21 protein-coding genes and 1 tRNA gene are annotated in these 16,790 nt (G+C 62.2%); 13 read left to right on the top strand and 9 right to left on the bottom strand.

Annotated elements, in window-relative coordinates:
- Positions 1–44 precede the first annotated feature (44 nt).
- Positions 45–389, top strand: coding sequence for a hypothetical protein (locus C8J46_RS14090; protein WP_132740343.1), 345 nt, complete (start codon positions 45–47; stop codon positions 387–389).
- 10 nt (positions 390–399) lie between these two features.
- Here C8J46_RS14090 and C8J46_RS14085 read toward each other — a convergent pair whose 3' ends face one another.
- On the bottom strand, positions 400–987 hold the full coding sequence (locus tag C8J46_RS14085; protein ID WP_132740340.1) for a hypothetical protein: 588 nt from the start codon (positions 985–987) through the stop codon (positions 400–402).
- 772 nt (positions 988–1,759) lie between these two features.
- On the opposite strand from C8J46_RS14085, the gene C8J46_RS14080 reads away from it, so the two are divergent.
- The 5 genes from C8J46_RS14080 to C8J46_RS14060 all read left to right on the top strand — a co-directional run bounded on the left by C8J46_RS14080 (position 1,760) and on the right by C8J46_RS14060 (position 4,793).
- A complete protein-coding gene (locus tag C8J46_RS14080) occupies positions 1,760–2,143 on the top strand; it encodes a hypothetical protein (RefSeq protein WP_132740337.1) in 384 nt (127 codons plus the stop codon).
- 196 nt (positions 2,144–2,339) lie between these two features.
- Positions 2,340–2,546, top strand: coding sequence for a ParD-like family protein (locus tag C8J46_RS14075; protein ID WP_132740334.1), 207 nt, complete (start codon positions 2,340–2,342; stop codon positions 2,544–2,546).
- Between the two features lies 1 nt (position 2,547).
- Positions 2,548–3,327, top strand: coding sequence for a type I methionyl aminopeptidase (gene map / locus C8J46_RS14070; protein ID WP_132740331.1), 780 nt, complete (start codon positions 2,548–2,550; stop codon positions 3,325–3,327).
- 144 nt (positions 3,328–3,471) lie between these two features.
- Positions 3,472–4,176, top strand: a complete 705-nt coding sequence (locus C8J46_RS14065) for an HPP family protein (RefSeq protein ID WP_132740328.1) — start codon at positions 3,472–3,474, stop codon at positions 4,174–4,176.
- A 218-nt stretch (positions 4,177–4,394) separates the two neighbouring features.
- The gene (locus C8J46_RS14060) at positions 4,395–4,793 is read left to right on the top strand and encodes a VOC family protein (protein ID WP_132740325.1); all 399 of its coding nucleotides are present in this window, start codon (positions 4,395–4,397) and stop codon (positions 4,791–4,793) included.
- Positions 4,794–4,940: 147 nt separating this feature from the next.
- Here C8J46_RS14060 and C8J46_RS14055 read toward each other — a convergent pair whose 3' ends face one another.
- Entirely contained in the window at positions 4,941–5,744 is an 804-nt protein-coding gene (locus C8J46_RS14055; protein WP_243643395.1) for a DNA adenine methylase, read from the bottom strand.
- Between the two features lie 147 nt (positions 5,745–5,891).
- A complete protein-coding gene (locus tag C8J46_RS21220; protein ID WP_243643394.1) occupies positions 5,892–6,455 on the bottom strand; it encodes a hypothetical protein in 564 nt (187 codons plus the stop codon).
- A 119-nt stretch (positions 6,456–6,574) separates the two neighbouring features.
- Here C8J46_RS21220 and C8J46_RS14045 point away from each other — a divergent pair, with 119 nt between their 5' ends.
- The 7 genes from C8J46_RS14045 to C8J46_RS14015 all read left to right on the top strand — a co-directional run bounded on the left by C8J46_RS14045 (position 6,575) and on the right by C8J46_RS14015 (position 12,283).
- On the top strand, positions 6,575–7,045 hold the full coding sequence (locus C8J46_RS14045) for a phage virion morphogenesis protein (protein ID WP_132740317.1): 471 nt from the start codon (positions 6,575–6,577) through the stop codon (positions 7,043–7,045).
- A gap of 209 nt (positions 7,046–7,254) precedes the next feature.
- The gene (locus tag C8J46_RS14040) at positions 7,255–7,746 is read left to right on the top strand and encodes a hypothetical protein (RefSeq protein WP_132740314.1); all 492 of its coding nucleotides are present in this window, start codon (positions 7,255–7,257) and stop codon (positions 7,744–7,746) included.
- Between the two features lie 344 nt (positions 7,747–8,090).
- Entirely contained in the window at positions 8,091–8,390 is a 300-nt protein-coding gene (locus C8J46_RS14035; RefSeq protein ID WP_132740311.1) for a hypothetical protein, read from the top strand.
- Positions 8,391–8,924: 534 nt separating this feature from the next.
- Positions 8,925–9,458, top strand: coding sequence for a glyoxalase superfamily protein (locus tag C8J46_RS14030; RefSeq protein ID WP_132740309.1), 534 nt, complete (start codon positions 8,925–8,927; stop codon positions 9,456–9,458).
- Between the two features lie 288 nt (positions 9,459–9,746).
- The gene (locus C8J46_RS14025) at positions 9,747–10,646 is read left to right on the top strand and encodes a baseplate J/gp47 family protein (RefSeq protein ID WP_132740306.1); all 900 of its coding nucleotides are present in this window, start codon (positions 9,747–9,749) and stop codon (positions 10,644–10,646) included.
- A complete protein-coding gene (locus C8J46_RS14020) occupies positions 10,643–11,188 on the top strand; it encodes a phage tail protein I (protein WP_243643393.1) in 546 nt (181 codons plus the stop codon). Before C8J46_RS14025 ends, C8J46_RS14020 begins: the two co-directional genes overlap by 4 nt.
- A gap of 12 nt (positions 11,189–11,200) precedes the next feature.
- Entirely contained in the window at positions 11,201–12,283 is a 1,083-nt protein-coding gene (locus tag C8J46_RS14015) for a tyrosine-type recombinase/integrase (protein ID WP_132740304.1), read from the top strand.
- Between the two features lie 4 nt (positions 12,284–12,287).
- Here C8J46_RS14015 and C8J46_RS14010 read toward each other — a convergent pair.
- The 6 genes from C8J46_RS14010 to C8J46_RS13985 form a co-directional block, all read right to left on the bottom strand.
- Positions 12,288–12,364: transfer RNA gene (locus C8J46_RS14010), tRNA-Arg, on the bottom strand.
- A gap of 51 nt (positions 12,365–12,415) precedes the next feature.
- Entirely contained in the window at positions 12,416–13,117 is a 702-nt protein-coding gene (gene nth, locus C8J46_RS14005; protein ID WP_132740301.1) for an endonuclease III, read from the bottom strand.
- A gap of 4 nt (positions 13,118–13,121) precedes the next feature.
- On the bottom strand, positions 13,122–13,892 hold the full coding sequence (dapB, locus tag C8J46_RS14000) for a 4-hydroxy-tetrahydrodipicolinate reductase (RefSeq protein ID WP_132740298.1): 771 nt from the start codon (positions 13,890–13,892) through the stop codon (positions 13,122–13,124).
- A gap of 103 nt (positions 13,893–13,995) precedes the next feature.
- A complete protein-coding gene (locus C8J46_RS13995; RefSeq protein WP_132740296.1) occupies positions 13,996–14,751 on the bottom strand; it encodes a nucleotidyltransferase family protein in 756 nt (251 codons plus the stop codon).
- Positions 14,748–15,656: a hypothetical protein gene (locus tag C8J46_RS13990; RefSeq protein WP_347812383.1), complete on the bottom strand. Its 909-nt coding sequence runs from the start codon at positions 15,654–15,656 to the stop codon at positions 14,748–14,750. Before C8J46_RS13990 ends, C8J46_RS13995 begins: the two co-directional genes overlap by 4 nt.
- Complete coding sequence (locus C8J46_RS13985; protein ID WP_132740293.1) at positions 15,653–16,744, bottom strand: diacylglycerol kinase family protein; 1,092 nt, start codon at positions 16,742–16,744, stop codon at positions 15,653–15,655. Before C8J46_RS13985 ends, C8J46_RS13990 begins: the two co-directional genes overlap by 4 nt.
- Between the last annotated feature and the right edge of the window lie 46 nt (positions 16,745–16,790).

The following is a 16,790-nucleotide window of genomic DNA, read 5'->3' as shown; positions in this document are numbered from 1 at the left end:
GCATCAAGGAGGCGCTTACTACTCGATCAAATGCGAGAGCCAGGGTGATCGACGCCATCGAGAGCGGCGAAATGGTTGTCATGCGTTCCGTGCAGAGCGAGCTTGCCGCCGCCTATCCCGAGATTTGGCCTGATTTCGTCGCAATCAAGGGCAAGAAGTATCGCGACACGCCAATGGCGGTCTATGATGCCGCAGGTCAACTTCAAGGCACCCACGGCACCTCCTTGCTAGGTGGCATCCCCGACTTCGCCCACTTCGAAGCGGTGGCGCTTGCTCGTTCAATGAAGTGTCGGCTCGTGTCCGCAGGCAAAGGGCTTGCGCACTGTAAAAGCATCGCCAGCAAATGCGGCATCCCGGACGGTGAAGTGGCGAACATCAACGCGGTCTAGGCCCGTGCGTTCACCCACCGTTTCCGCCCCTGCGTTGCATGAATGTCGTCGCGACGAGCGCGAGCACCCCTAGGGTCAGGGCACCTAGAAGCCACTGCGTCAGGTTGTAGATTTGATCAACGCTGGCCTTAATCATCGCGATGCTCTGCTGATTGCCATCCTTAATATTCTCGATGTCCCGCTTCATCAGCGGCATGGTTAGCGCCTCCTCGGGGCTACGCTGGATCGCCTCCTCCAACTTGGCCTGACGAGCGGAGATCACGTCCAATTTAGAGCTGAGTCGCGCCAACTGGATCACGGTCCGATCACCCTCAGACAGCTTCGCCATCACATCCTGCTCACGACGTACCGCGGTGATTTCCTGCTGAAGGTTACCGGTAATGCGAATGAGGCGGGCATCGAGTTCAGCGCGTGATGCTAACACACGGTTGGATCCGAGAATGTCGATGTTGTTTTTTTCACTGAAGAGCGCCGTAACGGTTGCACCTACCGACACCGTAGCGAATGTGAATACTGCCGCCGTAGCCAGATCCCACCGACGGCTTTTGCGCTCAGACCGCATCTTCTGTGTGTCGTTCGCCGCTAAAGTTTCGCCCATGTCGCTAGATATCCCGCCTTATTACCCTGAGAACAGCCTAGCCAGCCGATGCGCTCCGCACAACGCAGCGCGACCAGCAATCCAGTAGGTAACCGCCCGTCGAGTGATCGGCAGGCGCCCGTTCCCGGAATAGGTCAATCGGGCGCCGAACGGTCGAAAGCGGATCGTTCACGGCAGTTGGCAGCAAATGTCTGTGTTCCTCTGTCGTCGCTCCGCAGCGAACCGGCCGCTTTCCTCCCCATTCCGGCCATTCGTGCTACTCCGAGAAGAGCCACCACGCACACACCGCACATATTTACCTCTAGGTGCAGCAATCTGCATCCAACTGAAGGACCCAAAATCGCCCATAGAGGTTAGGTTGTGCCGGGCTGCATCAGATCTGCGAACTGCATCCAAAGCCACCTAAAAAGCTCGCGGGCGAGGCGGGGGTTCTTGCGCGGTATTTGGGGTCGCGGCACCGAGGGGCGGGTGGCCAGAGACCGGGGGCGGCTTTCACGTCGGATCGGTCAAGAAAGGTAGGCCCGGTCTCCGTCAGACGTCATTTGAGTTGTATCGTCGCGGAACGCGGACGACAGCTTGCGCCCAATTTCGGAAACTCGGGTTGCAAATCGGGGCTTCCAAAACGAGCCATTCGTTCAGGGCGATATTTCCCATACCCCCCATTCCGCATAAGCTCGATTGCGGACGTTAGAAGAGGCTGCCACTGCGGCGAGAGTATGTTGACCAGAATCGACAATGAAGATGCCGGCGTACTCGCGTGTGGGAGAACGAGATGATCCTGGCGACGTTTATCGCGGCATGGGCAGCGCAGTCTGCGCCAGAACAAGCTTTGCCGGTAGCAGCAAGTAAGCCGCTCTTTTCGTATTTTGTCTGCATCTTCGATCCGATTGCAGAGAAAACTGGCGGCGGGTTACCTGCTGGCCGAACGGAGCGAGAGCAGATCGTGACCGAGATACTTGCGCGATGTTCCGCCCGGAGATCGACTTCACGCAATGCAGCGAGACTGGCGGCGCCCTCAGGCTCTGGCAAAGCTGAGATCGAGCGTGCCTTGAATGCTGCTGAGAGCGAGTTTCGCTTCCTGATTGTAGATCGCGAGAAGGCCATAGCGGGGTCTGACGCGTTTTGCCGTGCTCGGGGAGACGAACCCGGATGCTGATAACTCAGCGGTAAGTGCGACAGCTTCGCGGAATGACGGCTAACCTTCCGAAACCGCCCATTCCGCTAACGCCCACACTCGGACATCCCGCTGGGCAATTCCCACTATCGAAAGCAGTCATCCGTTCATCCCGTCAGATTGACCACAGGGCTTACGGTCCGTATATGTTTCGTATTGCTTTGAGAAAGGGGCGGACATGGGCATTGTGAAAATTGACGACAGGCTGCACGAGGAGGCTCGCAAGGCCAGCACTGTTATGTGCCGCTCCATCAATGCGCAGGCAGAGTTCTGGATGAAGATCGGTATGCTTGCCGAAACGAACCCGGCCTTGTCGTTCAACGATATTGTCAAATCACAGTTAGCCAACGGTCCTGTTCGCCTCGTCGAAGCCGAAGCTGCCTGACATGGTCAAGACCTCGGATGAACTTGCGCTCATGCGCGTCTCCGGCAAGCTGCTTGCCTCGGTCTTCGAGATGCTCGACGAGCAAGACCTAGACGGAATGTCGACGCTCCAGATCAACGACATGGTCGAGCACTTCATCACCGTGGACCTCGCGGCACGCCCGGCCAGCAAAGGGCAGTACGGCTTCAAGTTCGTCTTGAACTGCTCGATCAACCATGTGGTTTGCCACGGCGTGCCGAACGAAGACGAGATCGTTCGCGGCGGCGACATCATCAATCTCGACATCACGCTCGAGAAGAACGGCTTCATCGCGGATTCGAGCAAAACGTATCTGGTTGGGGAGGCACCGCCAGCTGCGAAGCGACTGGTACGCGTTGCCCAAGAGGCAATGTGGAAGGGCATCGGCCAGGTTCGACCCGGCGCCCATATTGGCGACATTGGCTTTGCAATCGAGCGTCATGCTAAAAAGCATGGCTACTCAGTCGTGCGGGAATTCTGCGGGCATGGCATCGGTCGCGAGATGCACGAGGAGCCGCAAGTCATGAACTTCGGGCATCCGGGAACGGGTGTGCGGCTACGCGAAGGCATGGTGTTCACAATCGAACCCATGGTCAACCAAGGCACCCGGAAGGTCGTTACGCAGGACGACGTGTGGACGGTCGTTACCAACGACCGAAAACTGTCGGCCCAATTCGAGCATACGGTCGCAGTTACGCGCGATGGGGCGGAGGTTCTGACGCTTCGGCATGACGAGAAGTCCATGTCGGCGCGCGTGGCTTAACACCGGAACGTCTGCTTTCGCTGCCTGTCTTCTCAAGCAGCCCGACCGCTTTCCTCCCCTATACGGCCATCCCACTTGCGCTCATAGGCGGCCGTTCGAGGCTGGGTAAATCAGTGCGAAGCCTGTCGACGAAAGGTTAAATGCTTGCGGGCTCTATTTGCTCCGATCCTTGCTGGTGCCACGTTCGGTGGTCGACTTGTGGCGTGTATTGGCGCGGCGCTGAGCATCGCGTTCACCGCACTTGTGACAGCGATGGTATTCGGAGACGGGTGGCCCGCCGTGCTGCTCGTGGCCCCCATGGGCGCTTCGGCGGTACTCATCTTTACCGTTCCTGCCAGTCCGCTCGCGCAACCCTGGGCAGTGATCGGTGGCAACGTCATCTCGGCTATTGTCGGCGTTGGGATAGCATCAATGGTGTCATCGCCTGGGCTTGCGAGTGGCCTGGCAGTCGGAGGTGCAATCCTGGCGATGTCACTGCTGCGCTGTCTGCACCCTCCTGGCGGGGCTGCTGCACTGACCGCGGTGATGGGCGGTCATGCGGTGACCACAGCCGACTGGATGTTCCCGCTAATGCCAGTGGGGATTAACGCAGTAATCCTGACCACTGCCGGGGTGGTCTTTCATCATCTGTCTGGCCATTCGTACCCGCATCGCCCTGTATCAGGCCTGCAGATGCCCGCCGGTCCGCAGGTTGAGGGCATCCCTCATCCTGAAGATCTCGACGCAGCGCTCGCTGACCTTGGCGAGACATTCGACATCGGCCGCGACGATCTCGAGCTACTGTTCGACCGTGTGAGAGCCCATAGGGCAATGCGTCGTGGAAGTGAGAAGTTTGGGGGCCGCCGTTAGGCTCCACCGATCAGGTCGCGAGATCGTTTGCGTATACCCGTGCCCGTTCAATTCACCGACACCTAGAAGCGGACCGTCCGCTTTCCTTCCCATTCCAGCCATTCCGTTTCCGCCCATATAGCGGACATTCCACGGGCCGGGGTGACTGCAGGTTACCCGCCGGCTAGGTGAGACTGCTAATAGCGATCGGAAGTCGATCAGCCTTCAGGAGAGTGCCTGTGCTTTTTCACACCATGGTCGGATCCAATGACATTGAACGGTCCAAGCGCTTCTACGACACGGTGCTCGGCACCTTGGGTGCAGGGGAAGGGACGCGAAATATCGCCGACAGCGGCCATACACGTCTGATCTACAATAACGGCGACGGAACTAACTTTATCGTCAGCCAGCCGATCAACGACGAACCGGCAAGCGTCGCCAACGGCAGCACCGTCGCCTTTTCCTGCGACTCGCCCGAAAAGGTGAAGCAGCTTCACGATACCGCCGTTGCCGCTGGCGGGACATCGATCGAAGCTCCGCCCGGACCGCGCGAAACTGCCTCCATGGGCACCATCGAGCTGGCCTATTTTCGTGACCCCGACGGCAACAAATTGTGCGGAATTCATTTTCCTGCCTGATTTGTCCGACACGGGTCCGCTTCTATTTATAGCGGACCCCGATCATCGGATCCCGCGAATGTCCGCTTTCCTTCCCATTCCGGTCATTCCGTCCGCAAGCTCGCGCCTACCCGGCAGATGCGGGGCGGCATGACGCCGCCCCGATCGTCAGCGGGGATCAAAGTTTGAGATAATCAGCTCTGCGGCCTTCACCGGCCCGCCGCTGACGCTGTACGTCGTGTCCGCCTCGATCATGTGGAACGCGGCGAAGGTCGCACGCACGCCGGGCGTATCGTTGATCGACAAGAAGAACTTGCCCTTGATGCCGGCGAGCTGGGCGGCGAGCCGGTCGAAGTCGTCCCGCCCGAACACGTCCTGTCCATAGTCCTTCTCGCAACCCCAATAGGGAGGATCGAGGTAGAACAGCATGCCGGGGCGATCATAGCGGCCGATGAAGTCGCAGTAGCCGAGCTGCTCGATCATCACGCCAACGAGACGCTCGTGGATATCCGCAAGCATCGGCTCCAGTTTGGCGACGTTGAACCGCGCGCCCGTCGTCGTGCTGACGCCGAAGTTGCGGCCGTTCACCCTGCCACCGAATGCCAGGCGCTGCAGGTAAAGGAAGCGGCATGCGCGCTCCAGGTCGGTCAACGTCTCGGGTGGCGTCGCCTTCAACCGTTCAAACTCGGCGCGGGCGGCGACGCGGAATCGCAGCATGTCGATCATGTACGGGTAGTGGCGCTGGAGCACGCGGAAGAACGTCACGACATCGCCCGACACGTCGTTGATGACCTCGACCTTCGGTCGCGAACGGCGTCGCAGGAAGATCCCGCCCATGCCGACAAAGGGCTCGGCATAGCCGTCATGGTCGACGCGCTCGATCATCGCGACCAGCCGCGAGGCCAGATTACGCTTGCCGCCAACGTAGCCTGCCGCGGGTGCGACGGGCCGAACAAGATTCAGGGTGTTCACTTTACGTTCTCGCTGCATAAGGCCCGCACCCTGCGAATCGGCAGGGTGCGGGACGGCCGGTGGCCGATGGTCGTGGCGAGAGTGATCCTCGTCGGTTTGCCGGGTTGCACCCCGACATCCCCCGCCCGGCTATGCCGGACGCGAAAGCTATTTGACGGGCGCGATGGCGCGCGGCGTGAACCGGACGGCTTCGAAGCCGACGCGGTCGTTGATCTCGAGGAACGCCATCTGCAGCGGCAGGATCTCCAGCTCGAAGAACATGTCGACCGCCTCGCTGATCTTGCCGAGCTGCGATCCCTGCGCCGGCACGATCCCAAGGACGGACGGCGGGGTGCGGTGCGCCGCCAGCACGTCGTCGCGCGTCGCGTTCTTGATCCCGAGGAACTCGTCCTTCGCGCCGACCTCGGCGATCGGCAGGATCTTGATGCTGCCTTCCTTGCCGCCGGGCGCGTGGACGAACAGGTTTTTGAAGTTGCCCGGCCCCTTCGAGTTTTTCAGCGCGTCGCGCAGCTCGTCGGTGTCGTTCTCGTCGATGTCGCCGGTGGCGTAGCCGAGCAGCAGCCCGATCTGCTTGAGGGCACGGACCCGGAGCCGTTCGCGTTCGAGTCCGAACTGCTCGACGCCGAGCGCGCCGACGTCTCGATCAGCGTCGAGCTGACCGAGGCCGTTCGCGTCACGCCAAAGGAGGGTGGCGGGTTCGACGCGGACCACCTCGAGGAGCCGCGCCAGCTCGACGAGTTTCCCGGCGTTTGCTGCGTGAGCCTGTGGCAGCTGTTCATGCGCGATCAGCTTGTCGCACAGACATCGGACGCCGCGTTCGTGCCTGACGCATGACCGGCGACCTTGCCCAGATCGAGCAGCTTGCCGGTGCGCTGCTGCGCCGCGTCGATTCGGGCGAGCGCCGCAAGATCCTGCGTTTGATGGCGCGGAGGCTTCAGCGCAGCCAATCGGCCCGTATTGCCCGGCAGCAGGATCCTGACGGCCAACCCTATGCGGCGCGCAAGGCGCAGCCGGCCGGCCGGCTGCGACGGCAGGGCACGATCAAGCGCAAGGCGATGTTTCGAAAACTCCGCAACGGCTCCAATTTTAAGGCCGGCGCAACCGATACGGAGGCATGGGTCGGTTTCAGTGGTCGCGCGGCACAGATCGCACGCGTCCATCAGGAGGGGCTTGAAGACGCCCCTGCCAAAGGCCGTAAGCCGGTCCGATACGCGCAACGCATTCTTCTGGGTGACACCGAGGCAGAACGGCAAGCAATGTTGGACACCGTCTTTCGGCATATCGATGCTGACGTCCGGTGACTATTTCGCCCAAGAATGGACGTTCCGATGGGCATCATGCGCGCTCAAAAGCGGACATCCGTTCCAGCATCAAAGTTCGGACTTAGCGATTTTGGGTACAAGACCCGAGAATCTTTTGTCAGGAGCGCCAGCTGTCAGCAAACTGTAAGCAAACTTCAACATAAATAAGGGGGTGATTTTGATAAGTTTTCATACTGAAGGTAACGGACATGGTCGGCTACACAGGTTGGGATAGCTTAGTAAAGACAGTTAAGACCAAAAATATTACCGTATTGCTTATTGCATTTTCGTGTTTAATGCCGCCCTTAGCCAGTGGACAGACCTACCTCGTACGCCGCCTGAATGAGGGTAGTAGCAAGGGTTATTCGGATATCTATGCTTCACGTGCTGCTATATCCGGTGAGAAGATCAGAATATGGTTCGCCACACTGACCAATCCAGATTGTTCATCAGCAGGTACGGTAACGGCGCAGATTGTAACCCCACCCCATCACGGGCATGCCGACATCTCAACCGAAAAAGTTTATCCCAACTTTATTGCGCCGAACCCTCGAGTTATCTGCGACACACATAAAGTCGATGGCGTTCAGGCTTTTTATACATCCGATGCAGGATATCATGGACATGACAAAATTGTTTTGCAAAGCGCGACGTCCGAAGGACGCGTGCGACGCGTACTAATAGACGTTGACGTTCGCTAATCGCTTTTTGCTGCCAACTCGATCTGCCGCTAAGCCAACGAACACTATGGTGTGCGCATGCGTCGTGCTCGCCACTTTCCGTTTGCAATTGCAGACCCGCTCGATTCTTGGCTCGCTGAGTCGGCAAAGATAAGAACAGCATCAGCTCTATAGCTCCCCGTTCTCCGATCGTTGTAGTTGAAGGCGGTGCCGCGCTATGTCGGCCATCGACATCGGCGTTCCCGTAAGCTGCCGTTCCGCTTTCCTGCCCATTCCGGCCATTCCGCTTCCGCCCATAGTCGGTCACTTACCAAGCATCTTCGCTTCCTAATTGCGGACGTAGGAAAAACCGACGATCATGCGCCATGGCCAACCTCCGTATCGGTCGAGATGCTCTACCCAAGCCGTGGGCCAACCCGCTCATATTCGTTCTGACCGGCAGTGGTTGCAGCGTGGAGGCAGAGATTGAGCAGGAAGCAGCCATCGAATACCAAAGCGCGTGGCGTTCAGGCGGCGCATTCGCGCTTGCGCCACAGCGAACCGAGTATTTCGTCCAAAGCGTCGAGGATGCCGCAAACCGGATGTTGTCCACCGGTGACCCGGCCAGTTCCCCTCGACTCCTTCTAAGATGGGCGGATCTGAACCCGAGCGGACAGGGTAGCTAAGGCCATCTGAGCGCCCGAAAACGGACGGGCGGCTTTCATTCCCTTCCGGCCATACCGCTTCCGCTCAATAGCGCATGCGGGGGCGGCGTGTTAGCAGAAGAGGTGTCACGTCGATTCCTTGCCCATCCACTCGTCATTTGGCTTCTCGTCGTGAGCGCTGCGTTCGTAGTTGAGACTGCCTTTCGGGGTAGGACTGAGGCCATTGCGAACATTCCATTTCGAGCAATAGCAGTAGCCGTCACGATTTTTTGGACGCGTCGTGCAGCGCGGAGCCGCATGGCCGATCGTTGGTCGGCACTAAGAAAACCGGTCGTTCGTGATAAAAAAATCAAAAGTTTTGCATCAGCGCCTTTGGGGGAGTCGTTGACAGCCACATCCGGCCTCTGCCATTTTGATGATGGCAGATGTCGCCAGCCGCTCGCGTCCGCAAGGATAAGGTGAAGGCATCGAGGTATGATCTTCACCGGATAATCCGCCCGGCGATGGATCGGCAATGCGAGCACCGATGACCCGTTGCCGGCGCGAGGAACTATCATGCCGACTATTGATCAAGCCAAGGGAATGGCAAAACGACTGCGTTCGGCGCTCGCTGAGCGTGCCGTCGATATAACACACTCCATCAGCCTCGAACTCATTGCGGCCGAACTGGGCCATCAGGATTGGAATACGGCTGCGGCGAAGTTGCAACCAATCCCGCCAGATGGCGTATCCTTCCATCAGGCGATACCGATCCTTCGCATCTTCGATGTGGTCAAGGCGCGGGAATTTTACTGCGATTTTCTTGGCTTTGCGGTGACGCTGGAACAGCGCCACGAACCCGATCTTCCCCTGTATATGGCGGTGGAGCGGAGCGGACTCGAGCTTCATTTATCGGAGCATCATGGGGATGCCAGCCCAGGATCGACGGCGTTCGTTTGGATGGTGGGTGTACGGGCATTCAACGCCGAATTGATCTCGAAGCAATACGGCTATGGCCGCCCCGGCATTATACGACAGCCCTGGGGCGATCAGATGGAGGTGCATGACCCTTTCGGAAACCGCATCAGGTTCTGCCAGAAGCGTAGCTAAGCGTGACGCGGTCGTTTGGTGACACCTAGCATCGCCGAACGGCCGCGATACGTGATGCAAAACTCACGGATTTCGCATCAGCGCAAAAACAGCAGGAAACCGAGGGCTCCAGCGATGCAAAATATTGATGCATCTGGGATACCCGTTCAGTGGTGGGTTTCCTGGGGTGTGGCCTCCAAAGCGGACGGTTTGCTTTCCTCCCATATCCGACGTGAAGCGCGAGTGTGAAAAACGATCTCACACCCGAACATGATGGCGCTGCCATGAGCTGACCGACGACATGGCCGGATGGCCGAGCCGTCCACTTTCACCGCTGTCGATTTATCGCGCCTACCCGCGCCGACGATCGTCGAGACCCTCGATTTCGATACGATCTACGGGCAGATGCTGGCGCAATCGGTGGCGCTGGTTCCCGATTTCGATGCAACGGTTGAGTCCGATCCCGCGGTCAAACTCCTGCAGGTAGCAGCCTACCGTGAGATGCTGCTGCGCGCTCGCGTGAACGATGCAGCGCGCGCGGTCATGCCGGCATATGCCATCGGGGCGGATCTGGATAACCTCGCCGCGCTCATGGGCGTGGCCCGGCTCGTCATCACGCCGGCCAACGAACAGACCGGAGCGGCAGCAGTACTCGAAAGCGACGAGGATTTTCGCCGTCGCCTCGTCCTCGCACCGGAGGGCTATTCGGTCGCCGGTCCCGAGGGCGCATACATCTTCCATTCGCTGTCGGCGTCTTCCGACGTTCTCGACGCCAGCGCGACCAGCCCGGCCACCGGCGAGGTGCGGATCACGATCCTCGCCCGCGCCGGTACCGGCGTCGCCTCGGCAGCGCTGCTTGCCGCAGTCCTTGCCTATGTTTCCGCTGAGACCCGCCGCCCGCTGACGGACTATGTCACGATCCAGTCGGCGGAGATCATCCAGTATGGGGTCGATGCCTCGATAAGGACGTTCGCCGGACCGGATGGCTCGATTGTCATCGCCGAGGCTCGCGCACGCCTTGCCGCCTACATCGCCAACTCGCACTGCCTCGGCCGCGACATCACGCGGTCGGGGATCTTCGCCGCGCTCCACGTCGAGGGGGTACAGAACGTCGTCCTGACCAGTCCTGCGGCCGACGTCGTTCTCGATCGGACGCAGGCCGGCTGGTGCACCGCCACCAACGTCGTGCACGCCGGGCTTGGCGAGTGACGCTACTCCCGCCCAACGCGACCGCGCTCGAGCGCGCCGTCGAGGCCAGCATGGCGCAACTGGCGGAGGTTCCGGTGCCCCTGCGCTCGCTCTGGAACCCCGATACCTGCCCGGTCGAGTTGCTGCCCTATCTCGCATGGGCGCTATCGATCGATAGCTGGTCGAGCGACTGGTCGGAGACGATCAAACGCGCGCGCGTTCGCCAAGCCCTACCGATTCAACGCCGCAAGGGCACCGCGTCATCGGTCCGCGACGTCGTCGAGTCCTTCGGCGGATCCGTTGCGCTTCGCGAATGGTGGCAGATGACGCCGCCCGGCGACCCGCACACGTTCAACCTGCTGCTTAACATCACCGACCAGACCGGCGCTCCCGTCGATGCTGCCTTCGTCGATGCCGTGATCGCCGAGGTCTACCGCACCAAGCCGGTTCGCTCGCACTTTACCTTTAGCCAGGCGCTCAACGCCACCGCCGGCATCGTGCCGATCGCAGCCGCGCGTCCTGCCGTTTTCGCCCGCCTCACCATGACCGCACCAGCGGCCTGACCCGGAGAGATCATGTCGATCGTTCTACGCATCACCGACGCCGGCCGCGCCGCGCTCGTCAACGCCGCCCGCGACGGCACCAACGCCGTGCGGATCGCATCCGTAGGCGTTGCACCGACCGCGATCGTCGCCGCGGCGAACACCGCCGCGCTGCCCGGCGAGGTGAAGCGCATCGCGACTATCTCGGGTGCAGGCGTCGCGGCCGACGTCATCCACCTGATTGTGCGCGACGAAAGCGCCGACACCTACACAGTGCGCAGCCTCGCTCTGTACCTGACGGACGGGACGCTGTTCGCCTCCTATGGGCAGGCCGCACCGATCATCGAGAAGTCGGCGGGCGCGCTGCTGCTGCTCGCGATCGACGCCACGCTGCTCGACGTCGCCGCCAATCAGATCACGTTCGGCAACACCAGCTTCCTTAATCCACCGGCCACGACTTCGACCCCCGGCGTGGTCGCGCTGGCGACCGATGCCGAGGCCATAGTCACGCGCCCCTTCAAGGTTAGCGGCGGAGGGTTCCACAGTTGGACCGAGGAAGAGATCGCGGCTTTCGAGCGGCGCCACCCGATCGGTACGGTCGCGCGGCTGGCGTTTGATCTGATGATCTGGACGGGCCAGCGCGGCGGTGACGCCCGCAAGATGGGCCCAGCAAGCGTCCGTGATACTCGGCTCGAACTTACCCAGGAAAAGACGAAGGTTTTCGTCTCGCTGCCGATCATGCCCGGCCTCGCGGAATCTATTCTTGCGACGCCGACGGTCGGCGCGATCTTCGTGGTCACTGAGTTCGGCAAGCAGTTCTCGGTGAAGGGTTTCGGCAACAAATTTCGCCAGTGGTGCGACGAGGCCGGCCTGCCGAATTGCTCAGCCCACGGGCTCCGCAAGGCCGCGGCGCGGCGGTTCGCCGAGGCAGGTTGTTCGAACCAAGAGATCAAGGCGTGGACCGGTCACACGACCGACAGCGAGGTCGCACGATACACCGCTGCGGCCGATCAACGCACCCTTTCAGACACCGCCGCCGACAAGCTTTTGGCTAACCTTGCTGAAAGGTTAGCCAAAGATGCCGCTAAGGCATTGAAATCAGGAGAAAATAAATGACGTTTGGTGCACCCGACTGGATTCGAACCAGTGGCCTCTGCCTTCGGAGGGCAGCGCTCTATCCAGCTGAGCTACGGGTGCCGGATGGCCCGCCTAGCAAAGCGAAACGGGGGACGCCAGACGTTTTCGCGATCAGGGCTCTTCAGTCGGTGTGTGAATGACCGCTTGGGGTGACGAACTCGTGGCAGATCTGCTTTTTGGCAGCGGCGTCTTGGGTTTGTATGCGCACAGATCGCTCACGATGCAGCGCCAGCATTCGGGCGTCCGCGCCTTGCAGACATAACGGCCGTGCAGGATCAGCCAGTGATGCGCGTGGAGACGGAATGGCTGTGGAGTCGCCTTGTCGAGTTTCAGCTCGACCGCGAGCGGGGTCTTGCCGCGGGCGAGGCCGGTGCGGTTGCCGACGCGGAAGATGTGCGTGTCGACCGCGAACGTCTCGGCGCCGAACGCGACGTTGAGCACGACGTTCGCGGTCTTGCGTCCGACACCGGGCAGTCGCTCCAGTGCCGCGCGATCGTTCGGGACTTCGCCGCCATAATCGTCGATCAGCATCTGCGAGAGTGCGATGACGTTCTTCGCCTTGGTGTTGAACAGGCCGATCGTCTTGATGTGGCGCTTCAGCTCATCGAGGCCGAGCGCAACCATCTTCTCCGGCGTATCGACCTCGCGGAACAGCGCACGCGTGGCCTTGTTGACGCCGATATCGGTGGCCTGCGCGGAGAGCGCGACGGCGACGACCAGCGTATACGGGTTGACGAATTCGAGTTCGGTTTCGGGGTGCGGATCGGCTTCGGCCAGACGCGCGTAGAACTCGATGACGTCGGCTTTTTTCACCGCATCACAGCCCGAGCACGTCGCCCATCCGGTACCGGCCGGCAGGCTGACCGGCGAGCCAGATCGCCGCGCGTACTGCCCCTCGTGCAAAGATCGAGCGATCGTCGCCACGGTGGTTGAGTTCGATTCGTTCGCCTTCACCCGCGAAGATCACGCTATGGTCGCCGATCACCGATCCGCCGCGGAGTGACGCGAAGCCGATCGTACCTTCGGTGCGCGCGCCGACAAGGCCGGCGCGGCTGTCGACCCGGAGTTCGGCGAGTGACGATCCGCGGCCCTTGGCGGCGGCATCGCCGAGCAGGAGGGCGGTGCCCGACGGCGCGTCGACCTTGTGCTTGTGGTGCATCTCGACGATCTCGACGTCCCAGTCGGGGCCGAGCCGCGCGGCGGCCTCGCGGACGAGGATACCCAGCAGGGTCACGCCGAGCGAGGTGTTGCCGGTCTGGAGGATCGCGATATCGGCGGCGGCGTCGTCGATCATCGACTGATGCTGCGGCGACAGGCCGGTGGTGCCGATCACGATAGCGGTACCAGCCGCGCGCGCAGCGGTGAGGTGCGCCTCGACCGCGGAGGGCGTCGAGAAATCGACCAGCACGTCGGCAGTACGGGCGAGTGGGTTCGGGTCCTCGCGCGCGTCGACGCCACCGGCAAGCGATGCGCCGGCGGCCTCAATCGCTTCAACGATAGCCCGGCCCATACGACCGGCGCTGCCGTAAATGCCGATCGCAGGCGAACTGGTTACGGTCGGGGCGGTGTGGGTCGCTAGCGTCTGCATGCGCCGCGCTTTGCACCAAGCGGCGGTTCGGGGACAGGGGGGAGCGGTAGCTTGAGGCAATTTCTCCGCGAAAGACGACGTCGTCGTTCGCGGTGTACGGACCTTAGCGGCGGGCGATCAGGTCTCGGACAAGGTCGAGGTCGGCCGGCTTGTCGACATCGACCGCGGCGAGGCCGAACGGGCTGGCCACCGCTGCGGCGTTCAGGCCGGCGAGACGTCCGAGGTGCGCGAGGGCAGCGATCAATGTCAGGCGACCCGACATGTAACGGAACAGCGTGCCGATTCCGAGCCTACGGACGATCCGCCATGGCCGCTTGCGATCCGCCTCCACCTGCACCCAGAGATCGAGCGCGGCGACCGAGCGTGGCGTGGTGAAATGGAACAGATTGCACCCGGACCACGCGCCATCGGCGAAGCGGAGAAAGGTGCGTTTTGTGCCAGGCGCGGCGGCTTCGATCACGTCCTGGCGTGCGAGCAGGGCGGCGACGTCGGCGTTTGCCGGTACGTCGGCGAGGAAGCGTGTGATCCATTCGGGCTGGAGCAGTGCATGGTCAGCGGTGGTGACGAGGAGCGGGGTGCCGAGCGCCTCGATCCCGTCACGCACGCTGCGGCTGGGGCCGGATGCGGCGGTCAGGACAGTGAGGCCAAGCGCGGTGGCAGCGTCTCGGACCGTGTCGTCGGACACCGAGACCGCGATCTGCGTTGCGCCGGCCTCATGCAGCACCTGCGCGACACGGGCGAGCAGGGTCTGGCCATCGAGCACGATCAACGCCTTATGCGATACGTCCGCATAGGCCGCGACCGGATCGACGCCGCCGCGTGATCCCGCGAGGATCAGCGCGTTGAATCCTTTGCTCATACCGTCTTTTCACTCGTCTGCGCTCGCGCGCGCCAGACCCGCCATAGTACACCGGGTGCCGCGAGGATCGGATGCTTCTCACGCCATGGGGTCAGCGGCACGGCGACGCCGGTGTGGCGCTCGACCTTCCAGATGCCGTAGCGCGCGGCGCCCTCGAAGGTGAAGGCAGCGCGTACCAGGCGAGCGATGTTGAGCGGTTTGCCCGCGCGGCGGCGGCGTGCCCAGGCCTGAAGCAGGGCGCGATGTCGTGCCGGCGCCAGGTCGGGTTTCAGCATGCCGGCCTCGTCGCGGAAGGCGATGCCGTCGGCGGTCCACGCCAGCGGGAGGAGTTCGGCATAGCGCACTGGATCGAAGCCGAGGATTTGCCCCTCGCGACCCTTGCGTTCGACGCGGAGTTCCGCGGCATAGGTCTGGCGGAACAGCGCGCGCCAATACTCGTCTGCGGTGCCCGACTCGGGGCCGAGCGCGGCGGCAAAGCGCGCGGCGGACTTGGCCGCGTCGGCGATGGCCTCGGCAACCTGCCTCGCGGTGTCCGGATCGCGCACCCAGACGAGTGCGGAGGGCTGCACGAACCGGGTCCAGATCGTCGTGTCGAGCGTCCGCGCCGCCGCCGCCTTCGCGAAGGTTGCCAGCCGCATGGTGGCGATCTTCGCGCGCAGCGTCTCGCCGTGCAGGTCGAACTCGCGGTAGCTGACGGTCGGCCACATGCCGCGCTCGGGTGGGCCAGCGGTCAGCACGTAGAAGTCGAGCACGCCTTCGGTCGCGCCGGTGCGCAGGTTCGAGCCGTAGAACAGCACCGCCACGATGTCGTCCGATCCTTCCGCCAGCAACGCCGCAACGTCGCGTACCGCGGGGATGGTCGGGACGTGCAACTGGCGGCGGACGACGTCGCCGAGCGTGATCACGGGACGACGAAACTGAGCGCGCGCGCTTCGCGGACGGTCAGGTCGCCGCCGGGATAGACTTCGCCGTCGAGGATGAATCCCGAGTCGATCGACAGGTCGAAGCTTGGCGAATCGATCCGGTGATAGCCCGCGCGGTCGAGCCATGCGGCGGGCGAGCCAGCGACGATCAACGGCGTCGCAGCGGCGAGCCAGCGTGGCGGCGCATCGACCAACAGAGTCTTCAGCCCGGCGCGAGGGACGCCGAACGGACGGATGCCGATCGGCATGCGCTTCAGCGTCGAGGCGAGCAGGATGTAGCGCGCGCGATCGGTATCGGCGTGCTTGCCAGCGGCGTGTACGCCCTCGTCGCCGCGCGACTGGAAGCGGATCCGCATCCGGTTGCCCGCACGCCACGCGCTGTTAGCGCCACCGAACAATGTCTGCAGGATCGCCCAGCACAATGCGAGCCCGACCGCGACGCCGTTGAAGGCGCCGGCGCGGTGCGTCCGCTGGGCCAGCGCGGTGGCGTCGACGAACGCGCCCGCGCCGAACAGGAAGCCACATAGTTTGGCGCCGCTGTCCTTGCGGATCACTTCGACGGGACTGCGCAATTTGACGCGCCCATGGCGTGCCGCGGTCAACGCCTGATCGAGCGTCCAGCTATCGGGGATACCAAGATCGAGCGCGAGCGCGTTGGTCTTGCCCGAGGGGACGATCGCGACGCGTGGTGCGGCGCCGGTCCAGACGCGCGCGGCGGCGGTCATCACGTCGCGGATCGTGCCGTCACCGCCGTCGATCACGAGCAGCTCGATGCCGTGGCGTGCGAAATCGGTCAGGACTTCGGCGAGCTCGTCCTGCGTGCGCGGCGTGACGGCCAGAACGGTGCCCGACAGGAAGGGCTTGGTCGCCTCGACGCTGCTGCGGTTACGATGGCTCTTGGGGTTGCAGATGATCCCGGTACGGATCTTCGCAGCAGCCTCGCGCGGGTTCACGCCCGGCCGATCCAAGGCAGCGGAATCGAACATCCCCTCGGGCAGCCACGCGGGCACCACCGGAGGGGAGAGCGATTGCCCGCCAAAGGCATCAAAGTTCGAAACAGCATCAGCCACGATATAGGGATACCCGTCACGGTACAGAACCGCTACAAATTTGTGT

It is taken from the genome of Sphingomonas sp. PP-F2F-A104-K0414, assembly GCF_004340945.1.
Classification (GTDB): Bacteria; Pseudomonadota; Alphaproteobacteria; order Sphingomonadales; family Sphingomonadaceae; genus Sphingomonas.
Note: the sequence above shows the minus strand (reverse complement) of the source record. Positions and strands in the feature narration are given on the sequence as shown.

Bases quoted from the DNA above. Each gene is read 5' to 3' on its own strand.
- C8J46_RS14080 (WP_132740337.1), top strand. From the start codon at position 1,760: ATGATCCTGGCGACGTTTATCGCGGCATGGGCAGCGCAGTCTGCGCCA.
- C8J46_RS13995 (WP_132740296.1), bottom strand. From the start codon at position 14,751: ATGAGCAAAGGATTCAACGCGCTGATCCTCGCGGGATCACGCGGCGGC.
- C8J46_RS14075 (WP_132740334.1), top strand. From the start codon at position 2,340: ATGGGCATTGTGAAAATTGACGACAGGCTGCACGAGGAGGCTCGCAAG.
- C8J46_RS14025 (WP_132740306.1), top strand. From the start codon at position 9,747: ATGGCCGAGCCGTCCACTTTCACCGCTGTCGATTTATCGCGCCTACCC.
- C8J46_RS14035 (WP_132740311.1), top strand. From the start codon at position 8,091: ATGGCCAACCTCCGTATCGGTCGAGATGCTCTACCCAAGCCGTGGGCC.
- C8J46_RS14085 (WP_132740340.1), bottom strand. From the start codon at position 987: ATGGGCGAAACTTTAGCGGCGAACGACACACAGAAGATGCGGTCTGAG.
- map (WP_132740331.1), top strand. From the start codon at position 2,548: ATGGTCAAGACCTCGGATGAACTTGCGCTCATGCGCGTCTCCGGCAAG.
- C8J46_RS14015 (WP_132740304.1), top strand. From the start codon at position 11,201: ATGTCGATCGTTCTACGCATCACCGACGCCGGCCGCGCCGCGCTCGTC.
- C8J46_RS14045 (WP_132740317.1), top strand. From the start codon at position 6,575: ATGACCGGCGACCTTGCCCAGATCGAGCAGCTTGCCGGTGCGCTGCTG.
- C8J46_RS14040 (WP_132740314.1), top strand. From the start codon at position 7,255: ATGGTCGGCTACACAGGTTGGGATAGCTTAGTAAAGACAGTTAAGACC.
- C8J46_RS14030 (WP_132740309.1), top strand. From the start codon at position 8,925: ATGCCGACTATTGATCAAGCCAAGGGAATGGCAAAACGACTGCGTTCG.
- dapB (WP_132740298.1), bottom strand. From the start codon at position 13,892: ATGCAGACGCTAGCGACCCACACCGCCCCGACCGTAACCAGTTCGCCT.